The sequence below is a fragment of the Confluentibacter citreus genome (assembly GCF_002807055.1).
GTDB classification, from domain to species: Bacteria; Bacteroidota; Bacteroidia; order Flavobacteriales; family Flavobacteriaceae; genus Confluentibacter; species Confluentibacter citreus.
Window position 1 is genome coordinate 377,966 of record NZ_NIXN01000002.1, and the last position, 26,273, is coordinate 404,238.

Annotated in this window: 18 protein-coding genes; 10 read left to right on the forward strand and 8 right to left on the reverse strand. The window is 35.3% G+C overall.

All coding sequences use genetic code 11. The annotated features are described in order from the left end of the window. Positions 1-12 precede the first annotated feature (12 nt). Positions 13-2,742, reverse strand: coding sequence for a pyruvate, phosphate dikinase (ppdK, locus tag CDH49_RS07440; RefSeq protein ID WP_100614857.1), 2,730 nt, complete (start codon positions 2,740-2,742; stop codon positions 13-15). 231 nt (positions 2,743-2,973) lie between these two features. Between ppdK and CDH49_RS07445 the strand changes: the two genes are divergently transcribed. The 8 genes from CDH49_RS07445 (at position 2,974) to CDH49_RS07480 (ending at position 14,777) form a co-directional block, all read left to right on the forward strand. Continuing rightward, on the forward strand, positions 2,974-4,740 hold the full coding sequence (locus CDH49_RS07445) for an AMP-dependent synthetase/ligase (RefSeq protein ID WP_100614858.1): 1,767 nt from the start codon (positions 2,974-2,976) through the stop codon (positions 4,738-4,740). Positions 4,741-4,944: 204 nt separating this feature from the next. Then, positions 4,945-5,382, forward strand: a complete 438-nt coding sequence (locus CDH49_RS07450; protein WP_100614859.1) for a MarR family winged helix-turn-helix transcriptional regulator — start codon at positions 4,945-4,947, stop codon at positions 5,380-5,382. A gap of 23 nt (positions 5,383-5,405) precedes the next feature. Then, the gene (locus CDH49_RS07455; RefSeq protein WP_100614860.1) at positions 5,406-7,799 is read left to right on the forward strand and encodes a 3-hydroxyacyl-CoA dehydrogenase/enoyl-CoA hydratase family protein; all 2,394 of its coding nucleotides are present in this window, start codon (positions 5,406-5,408) and stop codon (positions 7,797-7,799) included. A gap of 79 nt (positions 7,800-7,878) precedes the next feature. Continuing rightward, positions 7,879-9,069 carry an acetyl-CoA C-acyltransferase gene (locus CDH49_RS07460; protein ID WP_100614861.1) on the forward strand — a complete coding sequence of 397 codons (1,191 nt, stop codon included), beginning with the start codon at positions 7,879-7,881 and terminating at the stop codon, positions 9,067-9,069. A 227-nt stretch (positions 9,070-9,296) separates the two neighbouring features. Beyond that, positions 9,297-11,108, forward strand: coding sequence for an acyl-CoA dehydrogenase family protein (locus tag CDH49_RS07465; RefSeq protein ID WP_100614862.1), 1,812 nt, complete (start codon positions 9,297-9,299; stop codon positions 11,106-11,108). Positions 11,109-11,207: 99 nt separating this feature from the next. After that, complete coding sequence (locus CDH49_RS07470; RefSeq protein ID WP_100614863.1) at positions 11,208-12,536, forward strand: M28 family peptidase; 1,329 nt, start codon at positions 11,208-11,210, stop codon at positions 12,534-12,536. A gap of 20 nt (positions 12,537-12,556) precedes the next feature. After that, on the forward strand, positions 12,557-14,206 hold the full coding sequence (locus CDH49_RS07475; protein WP_100614864.1) for a M1 family metallopeptidase: 1,650 nt from the start codon (positions 12,557-12,559) through the stop codon (positions 14,204-14,206). Positions 14,207-14,210: 4 nt separating this feature from the next. Next, on the forward strand, positions 14,211-14,777 hold the full coding sequence (locus CDH49_RS07480; RefSeq protein ID WP_100614865.1) for a YdeI/OmpD-associated family protein: 567 nt from the start codon (positions 14,211-14,213) through the stop codon (positions 14,775-14,777). A gap of 17 nt (positions 14,778-14,794) precedes the next feature. On the opposite strand, the gene CDH49_RS07485 is transcribed toward CDH49_RS07480, so the two are convergent. The 7 genes from CDH49_RS07485 to CDH49_RS07515 all read right to left on the reverse strand — a co-directional run bounded on the left by CDH49_RS07485 (position 14,795) and on the right by CDH49_RS07515 (position 22,689). Continuing rightward, complete coding sequence (locus CDH49_RS07485; protein ID WP_100614866.1) at positions 14,795-16,255, reverse strand: magnesium chelatase; 1,461 nt, start codon at positions 16,253-16,255, stop codon at positions 14,795-14,797. Between the two features lie 87 nt (positions 16,256-16,342). Beyond that, positions 16,343-17,473 carry a vWA domain-containing protein gene (locus CDH49_RS07490; protein WP_100614867.1) on the reverse strand — a complete coding sequence of 377 codons (1,131 nt, stop codon included), beginning with the start codon at positions 17,471-17,473 and terminating at the stop codon, positions 16,343-16,345. A gap of 89 nt (positions 17,474-17,562) precedes the next feature. Continuing rightward, entirely contained in the window at positions 17,563-18,144 is a 582-nt protein-coding gene (locus CDH49_RS07495) for a Crp/Fnr family transcriptional regulator (RefSeq protein WP_317044386.1), read from the reverse strand. Positions 18,145-18,283: 139 nt separating this feature from the next. After that, positions 18,284-19,123 (reverse strand): universal stress protein, encoded by an 840-nt coding sequence (locus CDH49_RS07500; protein ID WP_100614869.1) that lies wholly within the window; start codon positions 19,121-19,123, stop codon positions 18,284-18,286. Between the two features lie 87 nt (positions 19,124-19,210). Continuing rightward, the gene (locus tag CDH49_RS07505) at positions 19,211-20,260 is read right to left on the reverse strand and encodes a response regulator (RefSeq protein ID WP_100614870.1); all 1,050 of its coding nucleotides are present in this window, start codon (positions 20,258-20,260) and stop codon (positions 19,211-19,213) included. Positions 20,261-20,355: 95 nt separating this feature from the next. After that, a complete protein-coding gene (locus CDH49_RS07510; RefSeq protein ID WP_100614871.1) occupies positions 20,356-21,600 on the reverse strand; it encodes a PAS domain-containing sensor histidine kinase in 1,245 nt (414 codons plus the stop codon). A gap of 123 nt (positions 21,601-21,723) precedes the next feature. Beyond that, positions 21,724-22,689 carry an App1 family protein gene (locus CDH49_RS07515; RefSeq protein WP_239970612.1) on the reverse strand — a complete coding sequence of 322 codons (966 nt, stop codon included), beginning with the start codon at positions 22,687-22,689 and terminating at the stop codon, positions 21,724-21,726. Between the two features lie 62 nt (positions 22,690-22,751). Here CDH49_RS07515 and CDH49_RS07520 point away from each other — a divergent pair, with 62 nt between their 5' ends. Next, positions 22,752-23,639, forward strand: coding sequence for a diacylglycerol/lipid kinase family protein (locus tag CDH49_RS07520; protein ID WP_100614872.1), 888 nt, complete (start codon positions 22,752-22,754; stop codon positions 23,637-23,639). A gap of 113 nt (positions 23,640-23,752) precedes the next feature. Next, positions 23,753-26,128 (forward strand): heavy metal translocating P-type ATPase, encoded by a 2,376-nt coding sequence (locus CDH49_RS07525; protein WP_100614873.1) that lies wholly within the window; start codon positions 23,753-23,755, stop codon positions 26,126-26,128. The last annotated feature ends 145 nt before the right edge of the window (positions 26,129-26,273 follow it).

The window sequence follows — 26,273 nt, forward strand, 5'->3', positions numbered from 1 at the left end:
AAAATATTAATACTACCTGGTTTCTTTAATTACAGCCTGTGCTGAAACCAATCTCGCTATGGGAACTCTAAAAGGAGAACAACTCACATAATTCATACCTGTTTTATAGCAGAATTCAATGGAACTTGGTTCCCCGCCATGTTCCCCACAAATACCAACTTTTAAATTTGGCTTAACACGTCTTCCTCTTTCGGTTGACATTTTAATCAATTCACCAACACCTTCTTGATCCAAAACTTCAAAAGGATCTACTTTCAAAATGCCTTTTTCGATATAAATTGGCAGGAATTTACCAGCATCATCACGGGAATAACCGAAAGTCATCTGAGTTAAATCATTCGTGCCAAATGAAAAGAAATCAGCTTTTTGGGCAATCTTATCTGCCACCAATGCTGCTCGTGGGATTTCAATCATGGTTCCAATTAAATAATCTATGGTGTCATTTCTTTCTTCAAAAACAGTTTTTGCAGTGTTCCTGATTATTTGTTCTTGCATTTCAAATTCTTTAAGCGTACCTACTAATGGCACCATAATTTCTGGCTTACTAATAATCCCTTTGGCTTTTAGGTTTAACGTGGCTTCAATGATGGCACGTGTTTGCATTTCGGTAATCTCTGGATAGGTATTTCCTAACCTACAGCCTCGATGTCCTAGCATGGGATTAAACTCTTCCAGTTCAGCCACTTTATTCTTCACTGCCATTAATGAAATATGCATTTCATCTGCAAGTTCTTTTTGAGTTGCTAATTGATGAGGAACAAACTCATGTAAAGGGGGATCCAACAGACGAATAGTCACCGGAAAACCTTCCATCGCTTCAAAAATCCCTTCAAAGTCGGAGCGTTGCATAGGCAACAATCCATTCAATGCTTGTTTTCTACCTTTTACGGTATCTGCCAAAATCATTTCACGCATAGCTTTGATTCTATCAATTTCAAAGAACATATGCTCCGTTCTCGTTAAACCAATGCCTTGGGCACCAAAACCTCTGGCTATTCTAGCGTCATTAGGTGTATCTGCATTGGTTCTTACTTGCATTATGGCATATTTATCTGTCAACTTCATGATTTCAGCAAATTCACCCGTCAATTCTGGCTCAACGGTAGCTACTTTACCTTCAATAATATTGCCCGTAGAACCATTCAAGGAAATCCAGTCACCTTCATGGTATTCATGCTCACCGACAGTTAGTGTCCTGTCTTTATAATTTATTTTTAAAGCACCTGCACCAGAGATACAACATTTGCCCATCCCTCTTGCTACCACGGCTGCATGTGATGTCATACCTCCTCTAGCCGTTAAGATCCCTTTGGCAATATTCATTCCCTCAAGATCTTCAGGTGACGTTTCAATACGCACTAGTATGCTATTTTTGAACTTATTGGCTTCATCAGCAAAAAATACAATTTTACCAGTAGCTGCACCTGGAGATGCTGGCAAACCTTGAGCAATTACATGAGCGCTCTTTAAGGCTTCCGGATCAAAAATAGGATGTAATAACTCATCTAATTTGTTAGGTTCAATTCTCAACAAAGCTTCTTCCTCAGTTATCAAACCTTCTTGTAATAAGTCCACCGCAATTTTAACCATCGCAGCCCCAGTACGCTTACCATTTCTTGTTTGAAGAATCCAAAGTTTTCCATCTTGGATGGTAAACTCCATATCTTGCATATCCCGGTAATGCTTTTCCAATATGTGTTCGTAACCAACTAATTCATTATAATTCCCAGGCATCAATTCTTCAAGTGATGGATAATCTTTGGCTCTCACCTCTTCATCAATTCTAGCCAATTCTGCCCATCGTAAAGACCCTAATTTCGTGATTTGTTGAGGGGTTCTAATGCCCGCTACTACATCTTCTCCTTGAGCATTTACCAAATATTCACCATTAAAAACATTTTCACCCGTACCAGCATCTCTTGTAAAACAAACACCTGTGGCCGAATTATCGCCCATATTACCATACACCATAGCCTGAACATTCACTGCCGTTCCCCAATCTTCTGGGTAACCATGCATTTTCCTGTAGTACATGGCACGCTCTCCATTCCAACTATTAAAAACAGCTATAATGGCTCCCCATAATTGTTCCCAAGGGTCAGTTGGAAAGTTACGACCTGTTTGCTTTTTAACGGCATCTTTAAAATCATAAACCAAATCCTTTAAATCTTGTACCGAAAATTCGGTATCCAAACGAATCCCTCTCTTTTCTTTAAGGTGATCCATTATTTCTTCGAAGGGATCCATGCTTTCCTTAGATTCTGGTTTCATTCCTAAAACCACACCGCCATACATTTGAATAAAACGGCGATACGAGTCCCAAGCAAAATGTTCATTATCCGCTTTTTTAGCTAGGCCAATAACAACCTCATCGTTTATGCCAAGGTTTAAAACGGTATCCATCATGCCCGGCATTGAAACCCGGGCTCCAGAACGTACCGATACCAACAAGGGATTGTTCATATCTCCAAACCTTGCTCCCATTAATGACTCAATATTCGCTATAGATTCTTCAACTTCCAATTTTAAATTATTGATAACAACTTCTTCTCCCAATAAATTATATTCGGTACAAACATCGGTTGTGATTGTAAAACCTGGAGGCACAGGAATTCCAATAGAACTCATTTCTGCTAAATTGGCACCTTTGCCTCCTAGCAGATTTTTCATTTTACTATTACCATCGGCAGATTTGTTTCCAAATCTAAAAACTCTGGTCTTTGCTTTTTCCAATAGTTCCATAATCTATACTTTTTTATTAATTCATAATTCAAATTATAACTCTAAAGTTACATCTCTGAAACTTGAAATTCAATGACTTAAATCATGTTATTAGTAACATTCATTTTAGGTTTAAATAGAAAACAACATTTAAAATTTATAAGCAAGCAAGAAAATTGCTTTTAATTTGCTAATTTGAAAATCGTTTTTAATTTCATACTTTGCATTACAAGAACTTATATATATAACTAAATGGCAGAAATTAATAGGATTTTTGATTTCCCTTATTATCAGTTAAAGACTTATAATTTGGAAAAAGCATTCAGCACAAAATACGATGGTGAGTGGCAATCTGTGTCCACACAAGAGTTTATAAATCAAGCCAATGCCATTAGCCGAGGGTTATTACGTTTGGGTGTAAAACCAAACGATAAGATTGCTATAATTTCTTCTTCAAATAGAACCGAATGGAATATTCTAGATATTGGTGTCCTTCAAATAGGCGCTCAAAATGCGCCCATCTATCCTACAATCTCTTCTGAAGATTATGAATATATTTTAAATCATTCCGAAGCTATTTATTGTTTTGTTTCAGATAATGAGGTTTTACAAAAGCTAAACGTCATTAAAAACAATACAAAACTTAAAAATATCTACACATTCGATCGTATTGAAAATGAAAATCATTGGACCGAAATTTTAAAATTAGGAGAAGACGCCAGCAACCAAAATGAGGTAGAATTAAGGAAAAATAGTGTATTACCTCATGATTTAGCAACTTTAATCTATACCTCTGGAACTACAGGAAAACCAAAAGGAGTTATGCTTTCACATAATAACTTAGTTTCAAATGTATTGGATAGCGAAAAGCGCGTGCCTTTTCATTATGGAAAATCCAAAGCTTTAAGCTTTCTTCCTGTTTGTCATGTTTTTGAACGTATGATTCTTTATTTATATCTATACTGTGGTGTTGAGATTTACTTTGCAGAATCCATCGAGAAAATGGGTGACAATGTAAAAGAAGTGAAGCCAAATGTAATGACCGGTGTTCCCAGATTATATGAAAAAGTGTATGATAAAATTGTTTCCAAAGGAAACGACCAAAAAGGAATAAAAAAGATGCTTTTCTTTTGGGCGCTTAACTTGGGTTTAAAATACGAACCCTATGGAAAGAATGGTTTTTGGTACGAATTACAATTAAAAATAGCTAGAGCATTGATATTTAAAAAATGGCAAGAAGCGCTTGGTGGCAAACTGGATATCATGGTTTCTGGTAGTGCCGCGTTACAACCAAGACTTACAAGAGTTTTTGCAGCAGCCAAATTACCCATTATGGAAGGATATGGCTTAACGGAAACCTCTCCCGTTATATCTGTAAACGATGTTAGACATGGTGGTTTTAGAATAGGCACTGTAGGCAAAATTATTGATAATGTAAGTGTTAAAATTGCTGAAGATGGTGAAATTCTTGTTAAAGGCCCCAATGTGATGCTTGGGTATTTTAAAGATCCTGAAAAAACGGATGAAGTCTTAATTGATGGTTATTTCCATACTGGGGATATTGGAGAAATAGACCCTGATGGTTTTTTAAAAATTACCGATAGAAAAAAAGAAATGTTCAAAACCTCTGGTGGCAAATACATAGCACCATCTATTATTGAAAATCAATTAAAACAATCTCGGTTTATAGAACAAGTTATGGTTGTAGGTGATGGCGAAAAAATGCCTGCTGCTTTAATTCAAATCAATTTTGATTTTGTTAAAAAATGGGGTAAAATACATGGTATTGATTTTTCTACTGACTTGAGTATTAGTAACAATCCAAAAGTCATTGAAAGAATTCAGAAAGAAATAGATGAAGCCAACAAAAAATTTGGACAATGGGAACAAATCAAAAAATTTGAATTAACTCCTGATATTTGGTCTATTGATGCTGGGCACTTAACACCTACCATGAAAATGAAGCGAAAGGACATCAAGGCAAAATACATAGATCTTTATAATAAGATATATCAATAAATCATTTTCTCAACCACTCAACAACAATGAGTGGTTTTTTTTTAACTTTATTTTATTTCAACATATTATGCATGCATAATATGTTTTTGTATATTTGAAATAACGAACCAGATATTAATGAATAATGGATATGGAAAAAATCTTTACATACCATTATTAAAAGATATGATAGCTGATTTATAAAAAACCAACCATCATAAGCAGATGAAAGACAAAACGATCGATTATGTATTAAGAACCACGTGGTTAACAGTTCAAAAAATGTATAATGAAGAAGCTTCAAAAATTGGCAGCACTATGGCAACTGGCTTTACACTTTTAAGCATCGACCCAGAAAAAGGAACACCTTCAACAGCATTAGGCCCTAAAATGGGCATGGAAGCCACCAGTTTGTCCAGAATATTAAAAACTATGGAACAAAATGGCTTAATAGAACGCCAACCAAATCCTGAAGATGGAAGGGGTGTCATCATCACCTTAACAGATTTTGGAAGAGAAAAAAGAGCTTTTTCAAGAGAAAAGGTACTTGCATTTAACGAGGCCATTAAAAACAATGTTTCAGAAGAAAAATTAAAACATTTTTATGAAGTATCGGAACTGATAAACCATCTAGTTTCAAATAAAAAAATATACAATCAATAAAAAGGTTATAGTACAACTAAATTATGAGTAAACGTTTAATTAATAAAGTTGCAGTTATTGGATCCGGTATTATGGGAAGTGGCATAGCATGTCATTTTGCCAATATTGGAGTGGGAGTGTTACTTTTAGATATTGTTCCCAGAGAACTTAACGATGCAGAAAAATCAAAAGGTCTAACACTTGAAAGCAAAGCTGTTAGAAACCGTTTGGTCAATGATTCCCTTACCAATGCCTTAAAATCGAAGCCTTCTCCTATTTATCACGAAAAATTTGCCAGTAGAATTACAACAGGAAATCTAGAAGATGATATTTCTAAAGTGTCTGAAGCTGATTGGATTATTGAAGTGGTTGTAGAACGTCTGGACATTAAAAAGAAAGTCTTTGAAACCCTTGATAAACATAGAAAACCTGGAACCTTAATTACATCTAACACCTCTGGAATACCGATTCATTTTATGAGTGAAGGCAGAAGTGAGGATTTTCAAAAACATTTTTGTGGGACACATTTTTTTAATCCGGCACGTTATTTAAAATTATTTGAAATCATTCCCGGACCTAAAACATCTCCAGAAGTTTTAAGTTTTTTGAACAATTACGGCGAACAATTTCTAGGAAAAACTTCAGTCATTGCTAAAGATACACCAGCTTTTATAGGAAACCGAATAGGTATTTTTGGTATTATGAGTTTGTTTCATCAAGTCAAAGAACTTGGTTTGACTGTTGAGGATGTCGATAAATTAACAGGTCCTGTTATTGGCAGACCAAAATCCGCTACATTTAGAACCGTCGATGTTGTTGGATTGGATACCTTAGTTCATGTTGCTAATGGCATTTACGAAAACTGTCCTAATGACGAAGCTCATGGGCTTTTTAAACTTCCAGATTTTATAAGCAAAATGATGGAAAACAAATGGTTGGGAAGTAAAACGGGACAAGGATTTTACAAAAAAGAAAGTAATAGCATTTTAGCATTAGACTTAAATACTCTAGACTACAAACCTTCAAAAAAATCAAATTTTCCCACTTTAGAACAAACTAAAACCATCGATAAAGTTATTGATCGTTTTAAAATATTAGTTTCAGGAAAAGACAAAGCAGGTGATTTCTACCGAAAGAATTTTGCTTCAATGTTCGCTTATGTTTCTAACAGAATTTCTGAAATCACAGACGAATTATACAAGATTGATGATGCCATGAAAGCTGGTTTTGGTTGGGAACACGGCCCATTCCAAATATGGGATGCCATTGGTGTTGTAAAAGGCATTGAAATAATGAAAGCTGAAGGTTTAGAACCTGCTGCTTGGGTCAATGAGATGCTTTCATCGGGCAATAAATCGTTTTATTCTATAAAAGAAGGAGCTACTTATTATTACGATATTCCTAAGAAAACCCAAGAAAAAATTCCAGGACAGGATGCTTTCATCATTCTGGATAATATTAGAAAATCCAATGAAGTATTTAAAAACTCTGGTGTGGTTGTAGAAGATTTAGGTGATGGTATTTTAAATTGTGAATTCCAATCTAAAATGAATACAATTGGTGGCGATGTGCTGGCCGGACTTAATAAAGCCATTGATTTAGCCGAAAAAGATTTTCAAGGCTTGGTGGTTGGTAATCAAGCAGCCAATTTCTCTGTTGGCGCTAATATAGGCATGATTTTTATGATGGCGGTAGAACAGGAATATGACGAACTTAATGGAGCCATTAAATATTTTCAAGATACCATGATGCGCATGCGATACTCCTCAATCCCGACCATTTCTGCTCCCCATGGTATGTGTTTGGGTGGCGGCTGTGAATTATCCATGCACGCTGATAAAGTAGTTGCTGCAGCGGAAACTTATATTGGTTTGGTAGAATTTGGGGTTGGCGTTATTCCTGGAGGTGGTGGTTCTAAGGAACTGACTTTAAGAGCTCAGGATACGTTTAGAAAAGGTGATGTGGAATTGAACACCTTACAAGATTATTTCCTAACCATCGGCATGGCAAAAGTATCAACTTCTGCCTATGAGGCTTTTGATTTGGGAATCCTTCAACATGGGAAAGATATTGTCGTCGTTAACAAAGACAGACAAATAGCAACCGCTAAATCCTATGCAAAATTAATGGCTGAAACGGGCTACACTCAACCTATCAAAAGAAAAGATATTAAAGTTTTGGGAAAACAAGCTCTTGGGATGTTTTTAGTAGGAACGGATTCTATGGAAGCGTCCAATTTTATAAGTGAACATGACCATAAAATTGCTAACAAACTAGCGTATGTCATGGCAGGTGGCGATTTATCGGAACCAACTTTAGTTAGCGAACAGTATTTATTGGATTTAGAACGTGAAGCCTTTTTAAGTTTATGTACAGAGCGTAAAACCTTAGAACGTATTCAACACATGTTAAAAACTGGGAAACCATTACGTAACTAGACCTTTTAGATGGTTAGATTTCTAGAATTTTAGAAATCTAACTAGTCTATAGATCTAAGGAGTCTAAAAATCTAAAAAAATGAAACAAGCATATATAGTAAAAGCATACAGAACGGCCGTTGGCAAAGCGCCAAAGGGTGTGTTCCGTTTTAAAAGAGCGGATGAATTGGGTGCGGAAACCATCCAGCACATGATGAAAGAATTACCCAATTTAGATATTAAACGTATTGATGATGTGATTGTTGGAAACGCCATGCCAGAAGGCGCACAAGGTTTAAACATGGCTCGATTTATATCGCTTATTGGTTTAAATTCTGTAGATGTTCCCGGAGTGACCGTCAATCGCTTTTGCTCATCAGGAATCGAAACTATTGCCATTGCGGTTGCTAAAATTCAATCAGGCATGGCAAATTGTATCATTGCTGGAGGCTCTGAAAGCATGAGTTCTGTGCCTATGACAGGTTTTAAACCCGAATTAAATTATAATACCGTAAAAGCTGGGCACGAAGATTATTATTGGGGTATGGGGAATACGGCGGAAGCTGTTGCCAACCAATTTAACGTATCTCGTGAAGACCAAGATGAATTTGCCTATAATTCACATATGAAAGCCTTAAAAGCTCAAGCTGAAAATCGTTTTCAAGATCAGATTGTTCCCATTGAAGTGGAAGAAACGTATTTAGATGACCATGGTAAAAAAGCAATAAAAAAATACACCGTAACAAAAGACGAAGGTCCAAGGGCTGGCACGAGTATAGAGGCGTTAGCAAAATTACGTCCTGTTTTTGCTGCCAATGGCTCCGTTACCGCTGGGAATTCGTCACAAATGAGTGATGGTGCTGCCTTTGTAATGGTCATGGGTGAAGATATGGTTAAAGAATTAAATTTGGAACCCATCGCCAGATTGGTCAGTTATGCTGCTGTGGGCGTAGAACCTCGCATTATGGGCATTGGTCCTGTAAAGGCCATTCCTAAAGCATTACAACAAGCAGGATTAAAACTAGATCATTTGAGTTTGATAGAATTAAATGAAGCTTTTGCTTCCCAATCCATAGCGGTTATAAGAGAATTACACCTTAATAAAGATATTGTGAATGTGAATGGTGGTGCTATTGCATTAGGCCATCCGTTGGGTTGTACAGGAACCAAACTATCCGTACAATTATTTGATGAAATGCGTAAACGAACTATGGTTGGTAAATATGGAGCAGTAACGATGTGTGTTGGGACTGGGCAAGGTGCTTGTGGGATATTTGAATTTCTTGGTTAAGACAAAAGATAATAGAAACTAGACAATAGAATATAGAAATTTATCGGTGGGATTGAGAAAGCGTCATAATTACAAGAATCTAAAAATTTGGAATTAAACTATTTCTGAAGAAGAATTAAAACAATTAGAGTAAAAATAAAAGAAATACAAAAAATAATTCAAGTATCAAATCGAGACAAAATCATCTGTCTTAGATCTTGGTTCTTGAATCTATAAATCTAAAAAAAATGGAAACAACAGAAGAAAACATTTTACGTGGTGGTCAATTCTTGGTTAAAGAAACAAACTGTGAGGATATATTCATTCCAGAAGATTTTTCGGAAGAACAAAAAATGATGAAAGACGCTGTTACGGAATTTGTGGACAGAGAAATTTGGCCAAACAAACCACGCTTTGAAGCAAAAGATTATGCCTTAACAGAATCTTGCATGAAAAAAGCTGCGGAAATGGGATTTTTAGGTGTTTCCGTCCCAGAAGAATACGGTGGCATGGGCATGGGATTTGTGGATACGATGCTCGTTTGCGACTATATTTCAGGTGCCACGGGGTCATTCAGTACTGCTTTCGGTGCACACACAGGTATTGGAACCTTACCCATTTTATTATACGGAACAGAAGAACAAAAGCAGAAATATATCCCTAAACTCGCTTCAGGGGAATGGTTTGGTTCGTATTGCTTAACCGAGCCAAGTGCTGGTAGTGATGCCAACTCCGGAAAAACAAAAGCAGTGTTATCGGATGACGGAAAATCATATAAAATCACTGGTCAGAAAATGTGGATTTCAAATGCTGGTTTTTGTAGTTTGATGATTGTTTTTGCCCGTATTGAAGATGACAAAAACATCACAGGTTTTATTGTTGAATATGACCCGAAGAATCCAAACGGCATTACCATGGGTGAAGAAGAACACAAATTAGGGATTCGTGCCTCTTCAACCAGACAAGTATTCTATAATGAAACCGTTGTCCCAGTTGAAAATATGCTTTCCAGCAGAGGAAATGGCTTTAAAATAGCAATGAATGCTTTAAATGTCGGCAGAATAAAACTAGCCGCTGCTTGTTTGGATGCGCAGCGCCGTGTGATTACCGAATCCGTAAAATATGCCAATGATCGTGTGCAGTTTAATACACCAATTTCCAGTTTTGGTGCCATTCAACAAAAGATTGCTGAAATGGCAACCAATTGTTGGGTTGGTGAAGCAGCGAGTTACCGAGCCGCTAAAAATATCGAAGACCGTATTGAACTTCGTAAAAACAATGAAAAAGACACACATCAAGAAGCGGAATTAAAAGGTGTGGAGGAATATGCTATTGAATGTTCCATTTTAAAAGTAGCGGTATCTGAATTTACCCAAAAATGTACCGATGAAGGCATTCAAATTTTTGGTGGTATGGGATTTTCCGAAGAAACGCCTATTGAATCTGCTTGGAGAGATGCCCGCATCGCTCGGATTTATGAAGGTACCAACGAAATAAATAGAATGTTATCTATTGGTATGCTGATTAAAAAAGCCATGCGAGGTCATGTGGATTTATTAGGACCCGCTACCGAAGTGGCAAACGAATTAACTGGCATCCCTTCATTTGAAACACCAGATTTTTCAGAATTGTTTTCCGAAGAAAAAAGCATTATTAAAAATCTTAAAAAATTATTTTTGATGGTTGCTGGTGCTGCTTTACAAAAATATGGTGAAGACATAGAAAAACATCAACAATTAATGCTTGCTTCATCTGATATATTAATCCAAGTTTATTTAGCGGAATCCGCTATCCTAAGAGCTGAAAAATTAGCTAAAAAAGAAGGCGAAGAAGCCGTAAAAGAACAAATAGCTATGGCTAAATTAAACTTATTTCATGCCATAGATGTTATTGAAACGGCTGGTAAACACTCCATTATTTCATTCTCTACGGGAGACGAACAACGTATGATGCTTATGGGTTTAAAACGTTATATGAAATACGTTAACATGCCCAACATTATTGAATTAAGAAACATTATTGCCGATAAGGTCATTAAAGAGAATAAATATTGCTTTTGAGCAAAATACAATATTTTAGTAACTGAATCCAATTATTAAATCGCTTTGAATTAATTTTCAAGGCGATTTTATTTTCATTATTTTTAAAATAAAATTTCCATGAAAATTCCATTCCTAAGCTTCTTTCTTTTAATAACTACCATTTCCTTATCTCAAACAGACCAAAAAATATATGATATCATTGATGCCGTTTCTGCTGAAAGAATTGAAAAGGACATTCATACATTAGCGAATTTTGGCACACGAAACACCTTCAGTGACACCTTATCAAATACACGAGGTATTGGAGCTGCCAGACGTTGGATAAAACAAGAATTTGAAACCATTTCCAGAAGTTGCGATAATTGCTTAGATGTATTTTATCAAAAGGATTTTGTGACTAAAAATGGCAATAACCGTGTGCCTCATGATGCTTGGGTCGTCAATGTAGTCGCTATTCAAACAGGCACCAAATACCCAAACCGTTATATAATTATGAGTGGCGATATAGATTCCCGTGCCAGTGATACTATGGATTTTACCACGGATGCACCAGGAGCAAACGATAATGCTTCTGGTATGGCTGGAACTATAGAAACTGCTAGAGTTTTATCAAAATATAAATTTGAAAACAGTATTATATACGTCGGTCTCTCAGGAGAGGAACAAGGATTATTTGGTGGAGCTGGTTTAGCCAACTATGCCAAAGAACATGATTGGGACATTATCGGGGTTTTAAATAATGATATGATTGGAAACATTCAAGGCTTGGATGGCGTTGTTGATAACAGAACCTTCAGAATTTTTTCAGAACCTGTTCCGCCAACAGAAACAGAACGTGAACGCCAATTAAGACGCTTTTATGGTGGGGAAATTGATGGCATTTCAAGACAACTAGCCCGATATGTTCACAAAACCACAAAAACGTATATGCCAGAAATGAACCCTATGATGGTTTATAGATTGGATAGATTTGGTCGTGGCGGACATCATCGTCCGTTTAATGATTTAGGTTTTGCGGGTATCCGGATTATGGAAGCACATGAAAACTACAACCAACAGCATCAGGATATTAGAGAAGAAAATGGTATTAAATATGGCGATGTTATTGAACACGTCAATTTTGATTATGCCAAGAAACTAACCGCTGTAAACGCCATTAACTTAGCAAGTTTAGCGTCCGCCCCACCACCACCAAAAAAGGTGTCTATTGGTGGTGCCGTAGAACCTTCGGCAACATTTAAATGGGAAAAAGTAACTGGTGCCGTTGGCTATAAAATTTATTGGAGGGATACCACCTCGCCTACTTGGGATTATAGTAGATATGTGGGTGATATTTCAGAATTCACATTAGATGGTATTGTTGTTGATAACTACTTTTTCGGAATAGCATCTGTTGGAGAAAACGGATTTGAAAGTGTTGTAGTTTTCCCAAATACTGTATTTTAGTCCTTTAATTTTTAAAAAATATGCTGAATCGTTTATTAGTAATATCAAGTATTATTTTATTGTTTTCAACAGTAAAACTGCAAGCCCAAGATTTATTAAATAAAAAAGAGGCCTTTACAAGGCAGGATACTTTAAGAGGTAGCATCACACCAGAGCGTGCTTGGTGGGATTTAACCTATTATCATTTAGAGGTAAAAGTGGAGCCAGATAATAAATTCATTTCTGGTAAAAATACCATTCAATATAAAGTTTTGGAAAATAATACCGTTATGCAAATTGATTTGCAAGCACCTATGGTGATTACAAAAATCACTCAAAATGGTAAAGCATTACAAGTTAAAGATGATGGAAATGCCCATTTCGTGACATTGATTGACAAACAAAATATTGGAGAGATAAATAGTCTGGAAGTCAGTTTTGAAGGTCATCCCCAAGAGGCTATCAACGCACCTTGGGACGGCGGTTTTTCTTGGAAAAAAGACAATAATGGCAACCATTTTGTTGCTACTTCCAATCAAGGTTTGGGAGCCAGTGTTTGGTGGCCTTGTAAAGACCATATGTACGATGAAGTAGATAGCATGCTCATTAGCGTCAATGTACCTAAAGACTTGATGGACGTTTCCAATGGGAGACTTAGAAGTGTTGAGCAATTTGGTGACACAAAAACGTACCACTGGATTGTAAAAAGTCCAATCAACAATTATGGTGTAAACATCAACATAGGTGATTATGCTAATTTTTCGGAAATTTATGATGGTGAAGCTGGAAATTTAGATATGGATTATTATGTCTTGCGTGATAATCTTGATAAAGCCAAACAACATTTTAAAGATGCTCCAAAAATGATGAAAGCTTTTGAGCATTGGTTTGGACCTTACCCCTTTTACAAAGACAGTTTTAAACTTGTAGAAGTCCCTTATTTAGGTATGGAACATCAAAGTTCAGTAACCTATGGCAACAAATACTTGAAAGGCTATTTAGGTAGAGATAGATCGAATACAGGTTGGGGACTCATGTTTGATTACATCATTATACATGAAGCCGGCCACGAATGGTTCGCCAATAACATAACGGTTAAAGATGTTGCCGATTTATGGGTTCAAGAAGGATTTACCTGTTACTCCGAAAGTTTATTTTTGGATTACTATCATGGTAAAAAAGCGGCTTCAGAATATGTTATTGGTTTACGAAGAGGTATTAATAACGATAAACCTTTAATTGGCACATATCATGTTAATAAGGAAGGTTCTAGTGATATGTATGACAAGGGAGCTAACTTGCTGCATACCTTAAGACAGTTAATTGAAGATGATGAAAAATGGCGCCAAATTTTACGCGGACTCAATAGAACATTTTATCATCAAACTGTAACGACCCAACAAATTGAAAATTATATTAGCGAACAATCCGGCATTGATTTAACCGAATTTTTCAATCAGTATTTAAGAACTACCAAAGTGCCAACTCTTGAATATAGCATAGAGAATAATCAATTAAAGTACCGTTGGACAAGTATTGTGGAAAAATTTGATATGCCCGTTAAAGTCAACATTAACGATAAAGAACAATGGATTTATCCTAAAGCAGAATGGAAAACCATCACTTTAGAAACCGGAAACGCTTCTCTCGAAGTTGATCCCAATTTTTATGTAGAAAGCAAAAAGTTATAAGTTTTTGGAATTATCTGAACATTATTTTAAAACGGATACCGAATGGCGGGAGTGGTTACATGAAAATCACACAACATGTAAAGGCGTTTATCTCATTTTTTATAAAGTAGCACACGAAAATGATAGTATGCGTTGGGAAGAGGCCGTTAAAATTGCCTTATGTTATGGTTGGATTGATTCTACAGTAAAAAGTTTAGGTGATGGAAAACGCAAACAATATTTTACTCCTAGAAACAATAAAAGTGTTTGGAGTGCCTTAAACAAAAAGTATATTGAAGAGTTAATTTCAAATAACTTAATGCATGAAAGCGGTCTAGCCAAAATTGAAATCGCTAAACAAAATGGTAGTTGGACTACTTTAGATGCTGTTGAAAATGGCACGATACCAGACGATTTGCAAATAGAGTTTGATAAAAATCCGCTCGCTTATACCAATTACCAAAACTTTGCCCCTTCATACAGAAAAAGCTACTTATATTGGCTAAATCAAGCAAAAAGGGAAGAAACCAGAAAAAAGCGCATAATAGAAATCATTCAATTATGCGCTAATAATATTAAAAGTAGATTATAAATACTAAGCTCTATATTTTAAATACCGCTTATAAAACTGCCATAAGGATCCTTAAACTGTGTGCCTTCTGCAAACCTGAATTTGCTGAGCAATTTGAATTCCACCAAAGCCCAAAGCACAAACTCTTTCTCAAAATACAAATCATCTTTTTCTAAATCTGGTTGGTACTCATTTAATAATTCATCTAAAGGCGATATGGCATCCAACATCATTTTGTATTCTTTATCATTAATATCATCCAATAATTCAAAACCCTCTTTCTGATTGAAAAACCAAGATACAATATCATCATATGGACTTTCCTCCGTTTGCTTTTTTAGCTTACCAATCTTAGGAAAAAATTCTTCAAACAAGGTTTTAACAGCTTCACCTATTAAATTATAGGCCACGACTGCGGCGCCTTCTTGTTCACCTTCATAAACCAATTCTACTTTACCTATAATGGATGGAATGATACCCACAAAATCACTTAAACGCACCGTAGTTGTTTCGTCTCCCGATTTCAACGCACGTAATTCCGCAGTACTTAATAAGTTTTCGAATGCCGTAATACTTAATCTAGCACTGACACCACTTTTGGAATCTATAAAATCACTTTCCCTGGCCTCGAACACAATTTGTTCCAACAAATCTTTGGCTAAATCTGGCACTTTAATGGATTGTTTCTGACTTTCCAAAACCTTTGCCTCTTGTTCTGTAATCAATCTTGCTGTTTCTATATCTGCTGGATAATGGGTTAAAATTTGAGACCCAATTCTATCTTTTAACGGCGTGACAATACTTCCTCTATTGGTATAATCTTCGGGATTTGCTGTAAACAGAAACTGAATATCCAAAGGCAACCTCAACTTAAACCCTCTAATTTGCACATCGCCTTCTTGTAAAATATTAAACAAAGCCACTTGAATTCTAGCCTGCAAATCTGGTAATTCATTAATAACAAAAATGCAACGATTGGCCCTTGGAATCATCCCATAATGAATCACGCGGTCATCGGCATAACTTAATTTTAAGTTAGCTGCTTTTATGGGGTCTACATCACCAATAATATCCGCGACCGTAACATCAGGCGTTGCTAATTTTTCGGCAAAACGCTCACTTCTGTGCAACCAAGAAATGGGCGTATCATCACCCTTTTCCTTTAGTAATTCTTTGGCATATCTGGATATGGGTTGAAATGGGTCATCATTAATTTCTGAACCTTCCACAAACGGAATATATTCATCCAATAAATTAAGCATCAACCGTGCTAAACGTGTCTTTGCTTGTCCGCGTAAACCCAATAAATTAATATTATGACGAGATAAAATAGCGCGCTCCAACTCTGGAATCACCGTATTTTCATAACCATGAACACCTTCAAAAGTGGTTTCTTTGTTCTTTATTTTCTGAATGAGATTATCTCTCAATTCATCTTTAATGGATTTGCTTTTATATCCTGAAGCCTTTAGGTCTCCAAATGTTTTTATATTTTTCATTTTATTGCTTTTGGCTGTTTGCTTTTGGCTTTTAGCACAATTATACTCCAGCTAAAGGCTAGTGCCTAAGGGCTAACAGCTAATTAATTATCCTCTAATTCTTTTTTTCCTATTGGTTTCGTAATCCTCAAAAATCATTTCCCCCAAGCCTTTTAATCCAGTATAGAATGCTTTTCCTTGATTGGCATAGGTAAATTCACGAACAAACCGCATTAAATACTCATCTTGTGCAATCATGAACGTAGTTATGGGAATATGCAAGCGTCTGGCTTGTTGCGCCATCGCATAACACTTATTGGTTATAAATGGATTTAATCCAACACTATCCTTATAATATTGTCCGTCAGGCATACGCACACAACTGGGTTTTCCATCAGTAATCATAAAAATTTGTTTATTGGTATTTCGCTTTCTACGAAGTAAGTCCATTGCCAGCTGCAAACCCGCTACCGTATTAGTATGATAAGGCCCTACTTTTAAATAAGGCAACTCTTTAATTTCAATTTGCCAAGCATCGTTGCCAAACACCAAAATATCCAAAGTGTCTTTTGGATAACGGGTGGTGATTAATTCTGCCAATGCCATGGCCACTTTTTTTGCTGGTGTGATTCTATCTTCACCGTACAGTATCATGCTGTGACTAATGTCAATCATCAATACGGTACTCATTTGGGATTTGTGAAGTGTTTCTTCAACAACCAAATCCTCTTCAGAGAGACTGAAGTTTCCTATACCATGATTAATCTGGGCATTTTTTAAACTTTCGGTAACGGAAACTTTATCTAAACTATCACCAAATTGATAGTTCCTAAAATCACCTGTATGTTCATCGCCAATACCCGGACTTTTACTTTTATGATTCCCCTGTCCACTGCGTTTTATGTTTCCAAAAATTTGGTCTAAGGCCTGTTGACGAATGGCCCGTTCGGTTTTTGCGGTAATGGACGTACCGCCACTATTACCATCAGGATCAATTTCTTCCCTTATGTAACCTTTCTTTTTAAGGTCTTCTATAAAATCGTCTATGGTATATTCAGAAGTGGTTAACTTGTATTCTTTATCCAATTCCCGCAACCAATCAATAGCTTCATCAAAGTCGCCCGATGTATGCGTAATAAGCTCTTTAAAAATTTCGAAGAGTGTATCGAAAGGAGATTTGTTTGGAGCTTCATATTTTTTAAATACAAAACCTTTTCTAGACGTATTTTTATTTACCATAGCAGCATAAAAATACGGTATTTAAAGCCAAAAAAAGCTAAGGAAGTATTAAATTTTTCTATAACAAACTAGAGAAATACTTATGGTTGTTATTCTACACGTTTTAATCCTTCAATATTATTAATCTTGATACGCTTGCCAATGGTAACTATTAAGCCTTCTTTTTTAAATTGAGAAAGTACCCTAATAGCGGATTCTACAGCGGTGCCTACTATATTAGCAAAATCTTCGCGAGACAGCAGGACACTTAAAGTACCATCGGGGTTTGTTCCAAAGTTTTCATGAATATAAATAATGGTTTCAGCAAGACGCTGCCTCACTGTTTTTTGTGCCATATTCACAATGATATCATCTGCTTCCTTTAAATCGTGAGCCATTTCCTTTAAAACATCAAATGAAAATTTTGAGTTATTAAGCAAATCATTAACAATTTCATTTTTCGGAATAAAACACAGTTCCATATCATTTAGAGCAGTTGCTTGTAAGTTGGCGGTTTCGCCCGTAATGAGGGAACGTTGCCCTAATAAATCGCCTTTTACTACAATTTTAACAATTTGATCTTTCCCGTTGGAACTTAATTTTGAGAGCTTGCAAATACCATCTTTTACACAATATACGCCGTTTATAGAATCTCCTTCCTCGAATATAACATCGCCTTTTTTAATAATCATGGATGTTTTGCAACTAGAAATCCTAACAAGTTCTTCTTTACTTAAAGATTTAAGCGCGTTAAATTGTTTGATTATGCATTGTTCACACTTGCCCATGCTATTTAATTAAGTTTTGAAAATTCAGTCTTTCCTAAACATCTTAATGTAAAATTAGAAAAGGCACGTTTTTATAATAACTGATTTCATTTGATGTGGGATGAAACAGTATTTTTTGAAAATAATTTAGATTTTTAGCTAACATGGTTATTAAATTAATGCTTCTGTCGTCAACAAATTGTTGTACAGCATCTTCCAAATGTGTGTTTGTTAAAAAATGGAAACTATGGTTGTGATTCGTAAAATAGTCATCTAAATAGTCTTTGTTTTTTTGTTGATCATCATTCAGTTCTACTCCATTTCTATTAACATGCAACACGTTAACCGAGGCATTGTTTGTTTCAACAATATCAATGATAGGCTGTAATATTTCGGGGCGGTAAAAAATGGAAAAATCGGTTGGAAATGCAATCTCTTTAGGTGCTTTGTATTTGGCATTTTCTGGAATAACCATTGTAGCACATTTTACCTTTGTAATAACATTGCCGGCATTACTGCCTATGGGTAACTTTTTTAAATCGGTTGTCCCCTTAGTCCCCATGACAATAAGGTGAATCTTTTTTTGCGCTACCTGTTCCCTTATGGAGTGGATCAAATAATTACTATCTGAAACGGCAAAAAACCTATGAAGAGGATTTTTAGGAAAGCTTTCGTATATGCGCTTTATAATGTCTTGTAAACATTTCTTGGAGGGCAATGTTAATGTCTCAATACTAATATCTTGGTTGTGAATAGGTAATATACCAGATTCTACTAAATTATGTTTAGTAGTAACATGCAACAAATAAAAATTACATGATGATTTACTAAAAAAATGAAGCGCGTATTCGATAGCATTCCATGAATTTTCAGAAAAATCTGTTGGTATTAAAATATTCTTCATGCCTATAATCTTGTAGGAACAAAATTAACGGCATGGCACTTAATGAAATATGATTAAAATCATAATTCCATCTTAATTTCAGTGAAATCAGTTTATTTGCTTAAGTTTATGAATATCTAAAATTTTAATATTTCTCCCTTCAATCTCAATAATACCCATATCCTTAAAACTAGAAAGTGTTCTAATCAAACTTTCCAATGCGATACCAGCGACACTGGCTAAATCGTTTCGGGAGATTCTGATAGCATCTTCGGGTTTACGATTGAGTTTTTCTGCAAATTTTAATATGGTAGTTGCGGTTCGTTTTTTAACCGAACTATAGGCCATTTGTAATAATTGGTCCTTTACCATGGTAAGATCTTCCGTGAGTAACTGTATAAGTTCTAAAGTTACTTTATGGTTACTGTTAAGCACCTCTTTGAGTTCGTTTTTTGAAATCCCAATTAAAACGGCATCTTGTATCGCGGTAGCGGTTTCTTGATAAGGGGTGTTTTGTGTAAACGAGGTGTAGCCAAACAAATCATCTTCTTTATATAATGCAGTTGTGAGGTCTTTTCCTTGGTCGTCTAGTTTATGGCATTTTATTAAACCTTTGGAAATTAAATAGATATAATTAGAATTTTGCCCTTCACCATAAATCTCTTCACCTTGCGTAAAGTTTAAGGTGTCGCCATGATCATCAAAAAAGTTTTTAAGATCGTTAAGGGTTCTAAGTTCTTCTTCTTCAGGTGCTGTCTGTTCTTCTACATCATTTGCCTCTTTTATGATAGCTGCTTTAGCCAAACGGCTTTCTATGGCACTTATAAGTTCTTCTTCCTCAAATGGTTTTGTGATATAATCATCAGCTCCTAAGTCCATACCCTTTCTAACATCCTTACGCTCTGTTTTTGCCGATAAGAATATGAAAGGAATATGCTTGGTTTTTTCATTTCCTGCCAAGCCTTCCAAAACGCCATACCCATCAAGTTCGGGCATCATGATGTCACAAATAATAATATCTGGTAAATTATCTTTTGCCATTTCCAAACCAATTTTACCGTTTGGAGCTGTAATAACATTATAATCGGATAGTTCTAATAATTCTGATGTATTTTCCCTTAAAATAACATCGTCTTCTATCAGTAATATGTTTTTCATAAGTAGTAAATATTTGCTTTTTCTAAAAAGGACATATGGTATCGCTTTGTTTTTATTAGTGGATGCTCAAGCATATTTTTCCTTAATATCTATATTTATTGTTTAACTGTATTTGGCAACGTAATTACAAATTCGCTTCCTTTATTTTCTTCACTCCAAAAACTTATAGTACCTCCAAGATTTTCCAAATGGCTTTTCACAATATTCAACCCAATACCGGTACCTTGGGTAAGAAGTGCATTTTCTGCCCTAAAATAACGATTAAATATATTTTTTTGATCGTTAAGCGGAATACCTATGCCATTATCCTTAATCTTAAATGTGGTAGTTTTATCATTTTGCTTGATTTGAATATCCACTAAGGTATTTTCGGAGGAATATTTAATAGCATTATGCACTAAGTTGGACAATGCCAGCTCTACGATTTTTTCATCTTGAAACATGGAATAATCATCAATGTTCTCTGGATATTTTATTTCCTGACCTTCTTTTAAAAGCATATTGGCATTATATACGACTTCATTAACGACTTTGCTTACTTTAAACGTGCAAAACTTATAATTAATTTTGCCTGTATCTAATTTTTCAATGGACAAAAAGTCGTTCAAAATATTATTAAGGTAATGCACTTTGTCTGAAATGGTTTTTACATGCTTATCCCTTTTTTCTTGTTGTTCTGTCAACTTATATTTACCCAACAGCATGGCCGAGGTTAAAATACCACTCAAGGGTGTTTTAAATTCATGGGACACCAATGATAAAAACTTTGTTTTCAATTCATTAAGTTCCTTTTCTTTTTTAAGGGCACTTTTTGTTTTATTTTGGGCCTCAATGCGTTTTTTGATTTCGGCATCGCGTTCTGAATTTACTGTTTTCAACTCTTCAACAGTATCACTTAAGGCTTTTGTACGCTCATTAACCTTTCTTTCTAATTCATTATTTAGTTCCTGAAGTTCAAGTTCTTGTTGCTTTCGTATAGAGATGTCTATAACCAATGCCATTACAAACGATTCCTTATTAATTTCTAAAGGATTCAAACCAGCTTCTACAGGAAATGTGTTGCCATTTTTATGCGCACCAAATAAATCACGCCCACGTCCCATTTGCCTGCTTTCCTTATGCTTCATAAACCCTTCTACATGGGCGCCATGGCCAGAATGATATTTTTGAGGAATCAAAACATTAAGATGTTGACCAACAAGTTCATCTTTTTTATAACCAAACATGCGCTCAGCAGAAGCATTGGTTTCAACAATTTCTTGTTTACTATTTACTACAATAACACCTTCTGATACGGCTTCAAAAAGTACATTAAAAATATCTTTTTCGTTCTGATACATTAATTGTATATCCTTTAAATTTTTTAATAAACCAAAATTAATTAAAATAATAGATGCTTGAAATTAAGGTTTGGTTAAAAATCACAAAACTCTCATTCATCGAATAAAAACAAATTTACGTTTTTAAATAATACCTATCATTTTAGAATGTGCTATAGCCTGATGACTAAATTTAAAATAACAAACCGCCACACCTAAACTCTCAATATTGTTGAGGATTCTTTCAACTTTGGTTTTTGATTTCGATGTCTTTCTTATATAAACAGCTTTAATATTTTTTGGAAATATCTTACTAATTTGTTCATAAATATAGGGATCGCTTTGACTATCATCGCCAAGAAGCACATACTGTAAGTGTGGATAAAATGAAATGATTTCTTTAATCTTAACAAATTTATGATTGTGGCTACCTCGCCCCGTAAAGAGGAAATCTGAAATTCCTGCCTTAATATCACTTAGTTTGATAACCGCTTTTGGCAGTTCATGCAATCGTGCAAAAGAATCAATAAACTCATATAAGTTCCATTCACTGCTAGACACATAAAAAAAGGAGTTGGAAGCTACTTCATTGGTTTGCCCTGCTATACTTAAGGCTTTGTAATGTTGTACGACGTCTTCAAAAATTTTTCTGTTATTAATATTTCTAAATAAAAGCACATATAGTTTTTTAAAAAAACTTCTGCTATGCGACATAAGAAAGGTATCATCTATATCCGAAATAATGCCAAGTTTACTTTTAAATGGCTTTAAAATCTCACCAACATTCACAATGCCAAAATTATGAAGCTTACAAATCACTTCATAAGGATGCCACCCACTTTCTAAGGGCTCGTTAAATGGCACCGTAAATCTAAAAAAACCATCGTTTAACGTTTTAGTGGTTATCTCAAGGTTTTTAAATTTCAAGGTCACAACAGCATTGGGATAGGGTTTTATCCTGAACATATGCACAATGGAAACCGCATGCCTAATACCCTTATTATCAAGTCGGTATTTATCTGGAGCCCATGACTGAAATACATGTCCAGAGACAAGAAGTTCCCCATCATTTACATAACCTCTGTACAATTTTAAATCAAGTTTTACCAAATCAGAATTTATTTACTTAATTGACCGACAAATTACTTAATTTTAAACAATTATAAAGGTTTATGAAATCAAAAATAAAATTGCTACTGGTAATCAATCCCATTTCAGGAGGTTCGGAAAAAGAGGACATTACTAAAGACATACAACATATAGTTCTAAACCAGCATGCTACATTAGAAACTTACAAAACCACGGGCGAAAACGATGAAAAACATATTAAAGACATCGTAGAAAAAAAATCCATTGATAGGATTTTAGTCGCCGGTGGAGACGGTACTATACAGCTCGTGGCAAAAGCTGTTTTGGAATTAGACATTCCCTTAGGTATTATTCCTGCTGGGTCTGCTAATGGATTGGCATCTAATTTCAATTTACCTGATAGCCTCGAAGACCAAGTTAAGATTGTCTTAGGCGATGAGTTTATTAATATGGATGTTATTTCAGTAAACAATCATCTTTGCCTTCATATTGCTGATATTGGTATTAATGCCCTTTTGATTAAAAACTACGAAAACTCCTCGCTGAGGGGAAAATTAGGGTATGCGCTTCAAACCATTCCCACGCTTGTAGAATCGGATTTGCCCTATCGTTTTTCCATAGAAATAAACGGAGAAGAATTACAAAAAGCTGGTATTATGGTAGCCATTGCAAACGCCAACCAATTTGGCACTGGAGCTGTCATCAATCCCGAAGGCAAAATGAATGATGGCATTTTTGAAGTATTGCTTTTTAAAAAAATGGATGTTTTCGATATTTTAAATACCTTAAGCGAAACGTCTGTAAGAGATCCTGCATTTGTAGAATCCTTCGCTACCAAAAAAGTAACTATACACTGCAAGAAAAAAATACCGCTTCAAGTGGATGGTGAATTTATTGGCGAAGTGGAAACTATTGTGGCAACGATACTTCCTTCAAAAATAAAAATCATGTTGCCAAGCAAAACTGTTTAAATTGATTTGGAAATAACATTTGTTCTTTCATTATCTTAAAACATGACGAATATCATATTTTAAAGAAACTTCAATTTTGAAATTTGCCCTAGGTATAAATTGAGCAAATAATAATGAACCAACACGCATGTTTTCACTGTGGCTTAGACGCCTCAACAACGCATATTGTTTATGACGAAAAATCATTTTGTTGTCAAGGTTGTAAAACAGTGTACCAAATTTTTTCTGAAAACGATTTAACCTGCTACTACGATTTACAAACCGCTCCAGGTGCCACACCCAAAGACATTGAGGGCAAGTACAACTTTTTAGAAAACACCAAAATAATAGAACAATTACTGGAATTTAATGATGATTCTACCCAAATTGTTTCACTTTATATACCACACATCCACTGTAGTTCGTGTATTTGGATTTTAGAGAACCTCAACAAATTACATCCGTCCATAAGTGCCTCAACAGTAAATTTTGGCAAAAAAACCGTTCGGGTAACTTTTAATGCCGAAATACTCTCATTAAAAAACTTGGTAACCCTATTAAGTAGTATTGGTTACGAGCCCTTTATAAGTTTAGACGATTATAGTGTGGGCAAAAAACACATTGATAGGTCTTTAATTTACAAATTGGGTATTGCTGGTTTTGCCTTTGGAAACGTCATGTTTTTATCATTCCCAGAATATTTTGAAGTTGGCGAATTCTGGCTCGAGCAATTTAAACCTCTATTTAGGTGGTTGATGTTTGCGTTTTCCGTTCCTGTTATATTTTATTCAGCACAAGATTATTTTATTTCGGCCTATAAAGGACTTCGGTCTAAGATTCTAAATATTGATGTGCCCATCGCTTTGGGTGCTGCTGTTTTATTTATTCGAAGTACCGTCGAAATCATGTTTGATATTGGTTCTGGCTTTTTCGATAGTCTAACTGGTCTTATTTTCTTTTTATTGCTTGGGAAATTCTTCCAGCAAAAAACCTATGCCTTTTTATCGTTTGAACGCGATTATAAATCTTATTTCCCTATCGGAATCACCAAAATAACTCCTGACGGAAAAGAAGAATCCGTCCAAGTATATGATATTGAAAAAGGTGACCGGCTTTTAATTAGAAATGAAGAACTCATCCCTGTGGATTGTATTTTAATAAAAGGGAATGCGCGGATTGATTATAGTTTTGTAACAGGCGAATCCAAAACGGTCAGTAAACAATCAGGGGACAAACTATTCGCGGGCGGCAAGCAATTGAATGGCACTATAGAAGTGGATGTTTTAAAATCGGTTGAGCAAAGCTATCTAACCCAACTTTGGAGCAACGATGTGTTTAAAAAGGACAAATCGTTAGCCTTCACCAATATTACCAATCAAATAAGTAAACGTTTTACCATTAGCCTTTTAATAATCGCTGTAATAGCGACGACATTTTGGTTGATAGTAGATTCAAGCAAAGCCATAAACGTTTTTACATCCGTATTAATTATTGCCTGTCCATGTGCTCTGGCATTAGCTGCTCCTTTTACGTTTGGTAATGTGCTTCGCATTTTGGGCAAGAAAAAATTCTACTTAAAAAATGCCAGTGTTATTGAACAATTGGCTAAAATAGACACCATTATTTTCGATAAAACAGGTACCATTACCGCCAATAAAGAAACATCCATTGCTTATGAAGGCATCTCGCTTTCTAAAGATGAAGAAGTGTTGTTAAAAAGCACGTTGAGAGGTTCCAACCATCCGTTAAGCAGATCGTTATACCACCTTTTAAACGAACATAACATTCTCACTTTAGATAGGTATGAAGAATATTTGGGAAAAGGCATTGAAGCGCAATACAAACAAGATTCCATAAAAATTGGCTCTGCTCCTTTTGTTGGCTACGCGTCTGAAACCGCCACTTTAAACACAGCTGTTCACATAAGTAGCAACAACAAGTATAAAGGAAAATTTACTTTTTACAATGCCTATCGAAAAGGTTTGTCACAGTTATTCAACAAACTAAAGCAAGATTATGATTTGGTGATTCTTTCAGGAGACAACGAAGGCGAAAAAGACAATCTTACCAAATTACTTCCCACAAAAACCAAGCTATTGTTCAATCAAAAACCAGAAGACAAGCTGGAATATATTAAATACCATCAAAGTGAAGGCGCACATGTGTTGATGATTGGCGATGGTTTAAATGATGCAGGTGCCTTGGCACAAAGCCATGTTGGCATTGCCATTTCTGAAAACGTGAATGTGTTTTCACCCGCTTGTGATGCCATACTGGATGCTTCAAAATTCAACGAATTGTATGATTATATAAAAGCATCCAAATCGGCTATAAACATCGTTAAGTGGAGTTTTGTATTGTCGTTTCTATACAATTGCATCGGACTTTATTTTGCGGTTACAGGGCAATTAGAACCTGTTGTCGCTGCTATATTAATGCCGTTAAGCTCGATAAGCATTGTTGCTTTTACAACCATTTTCACCAATGTAATAGGTAGAAAAATAAACTAAATAAGACATTACTAAACGAATAATTATTATAATTTAAACACCAATAAAAACTCATGGCAATTAAAAAGTATAACACCAAATATGACAAATGTCATTTTTTACAAAAACAGATAAGGATATTTTTGAACCATAACTTCAAGTAGGT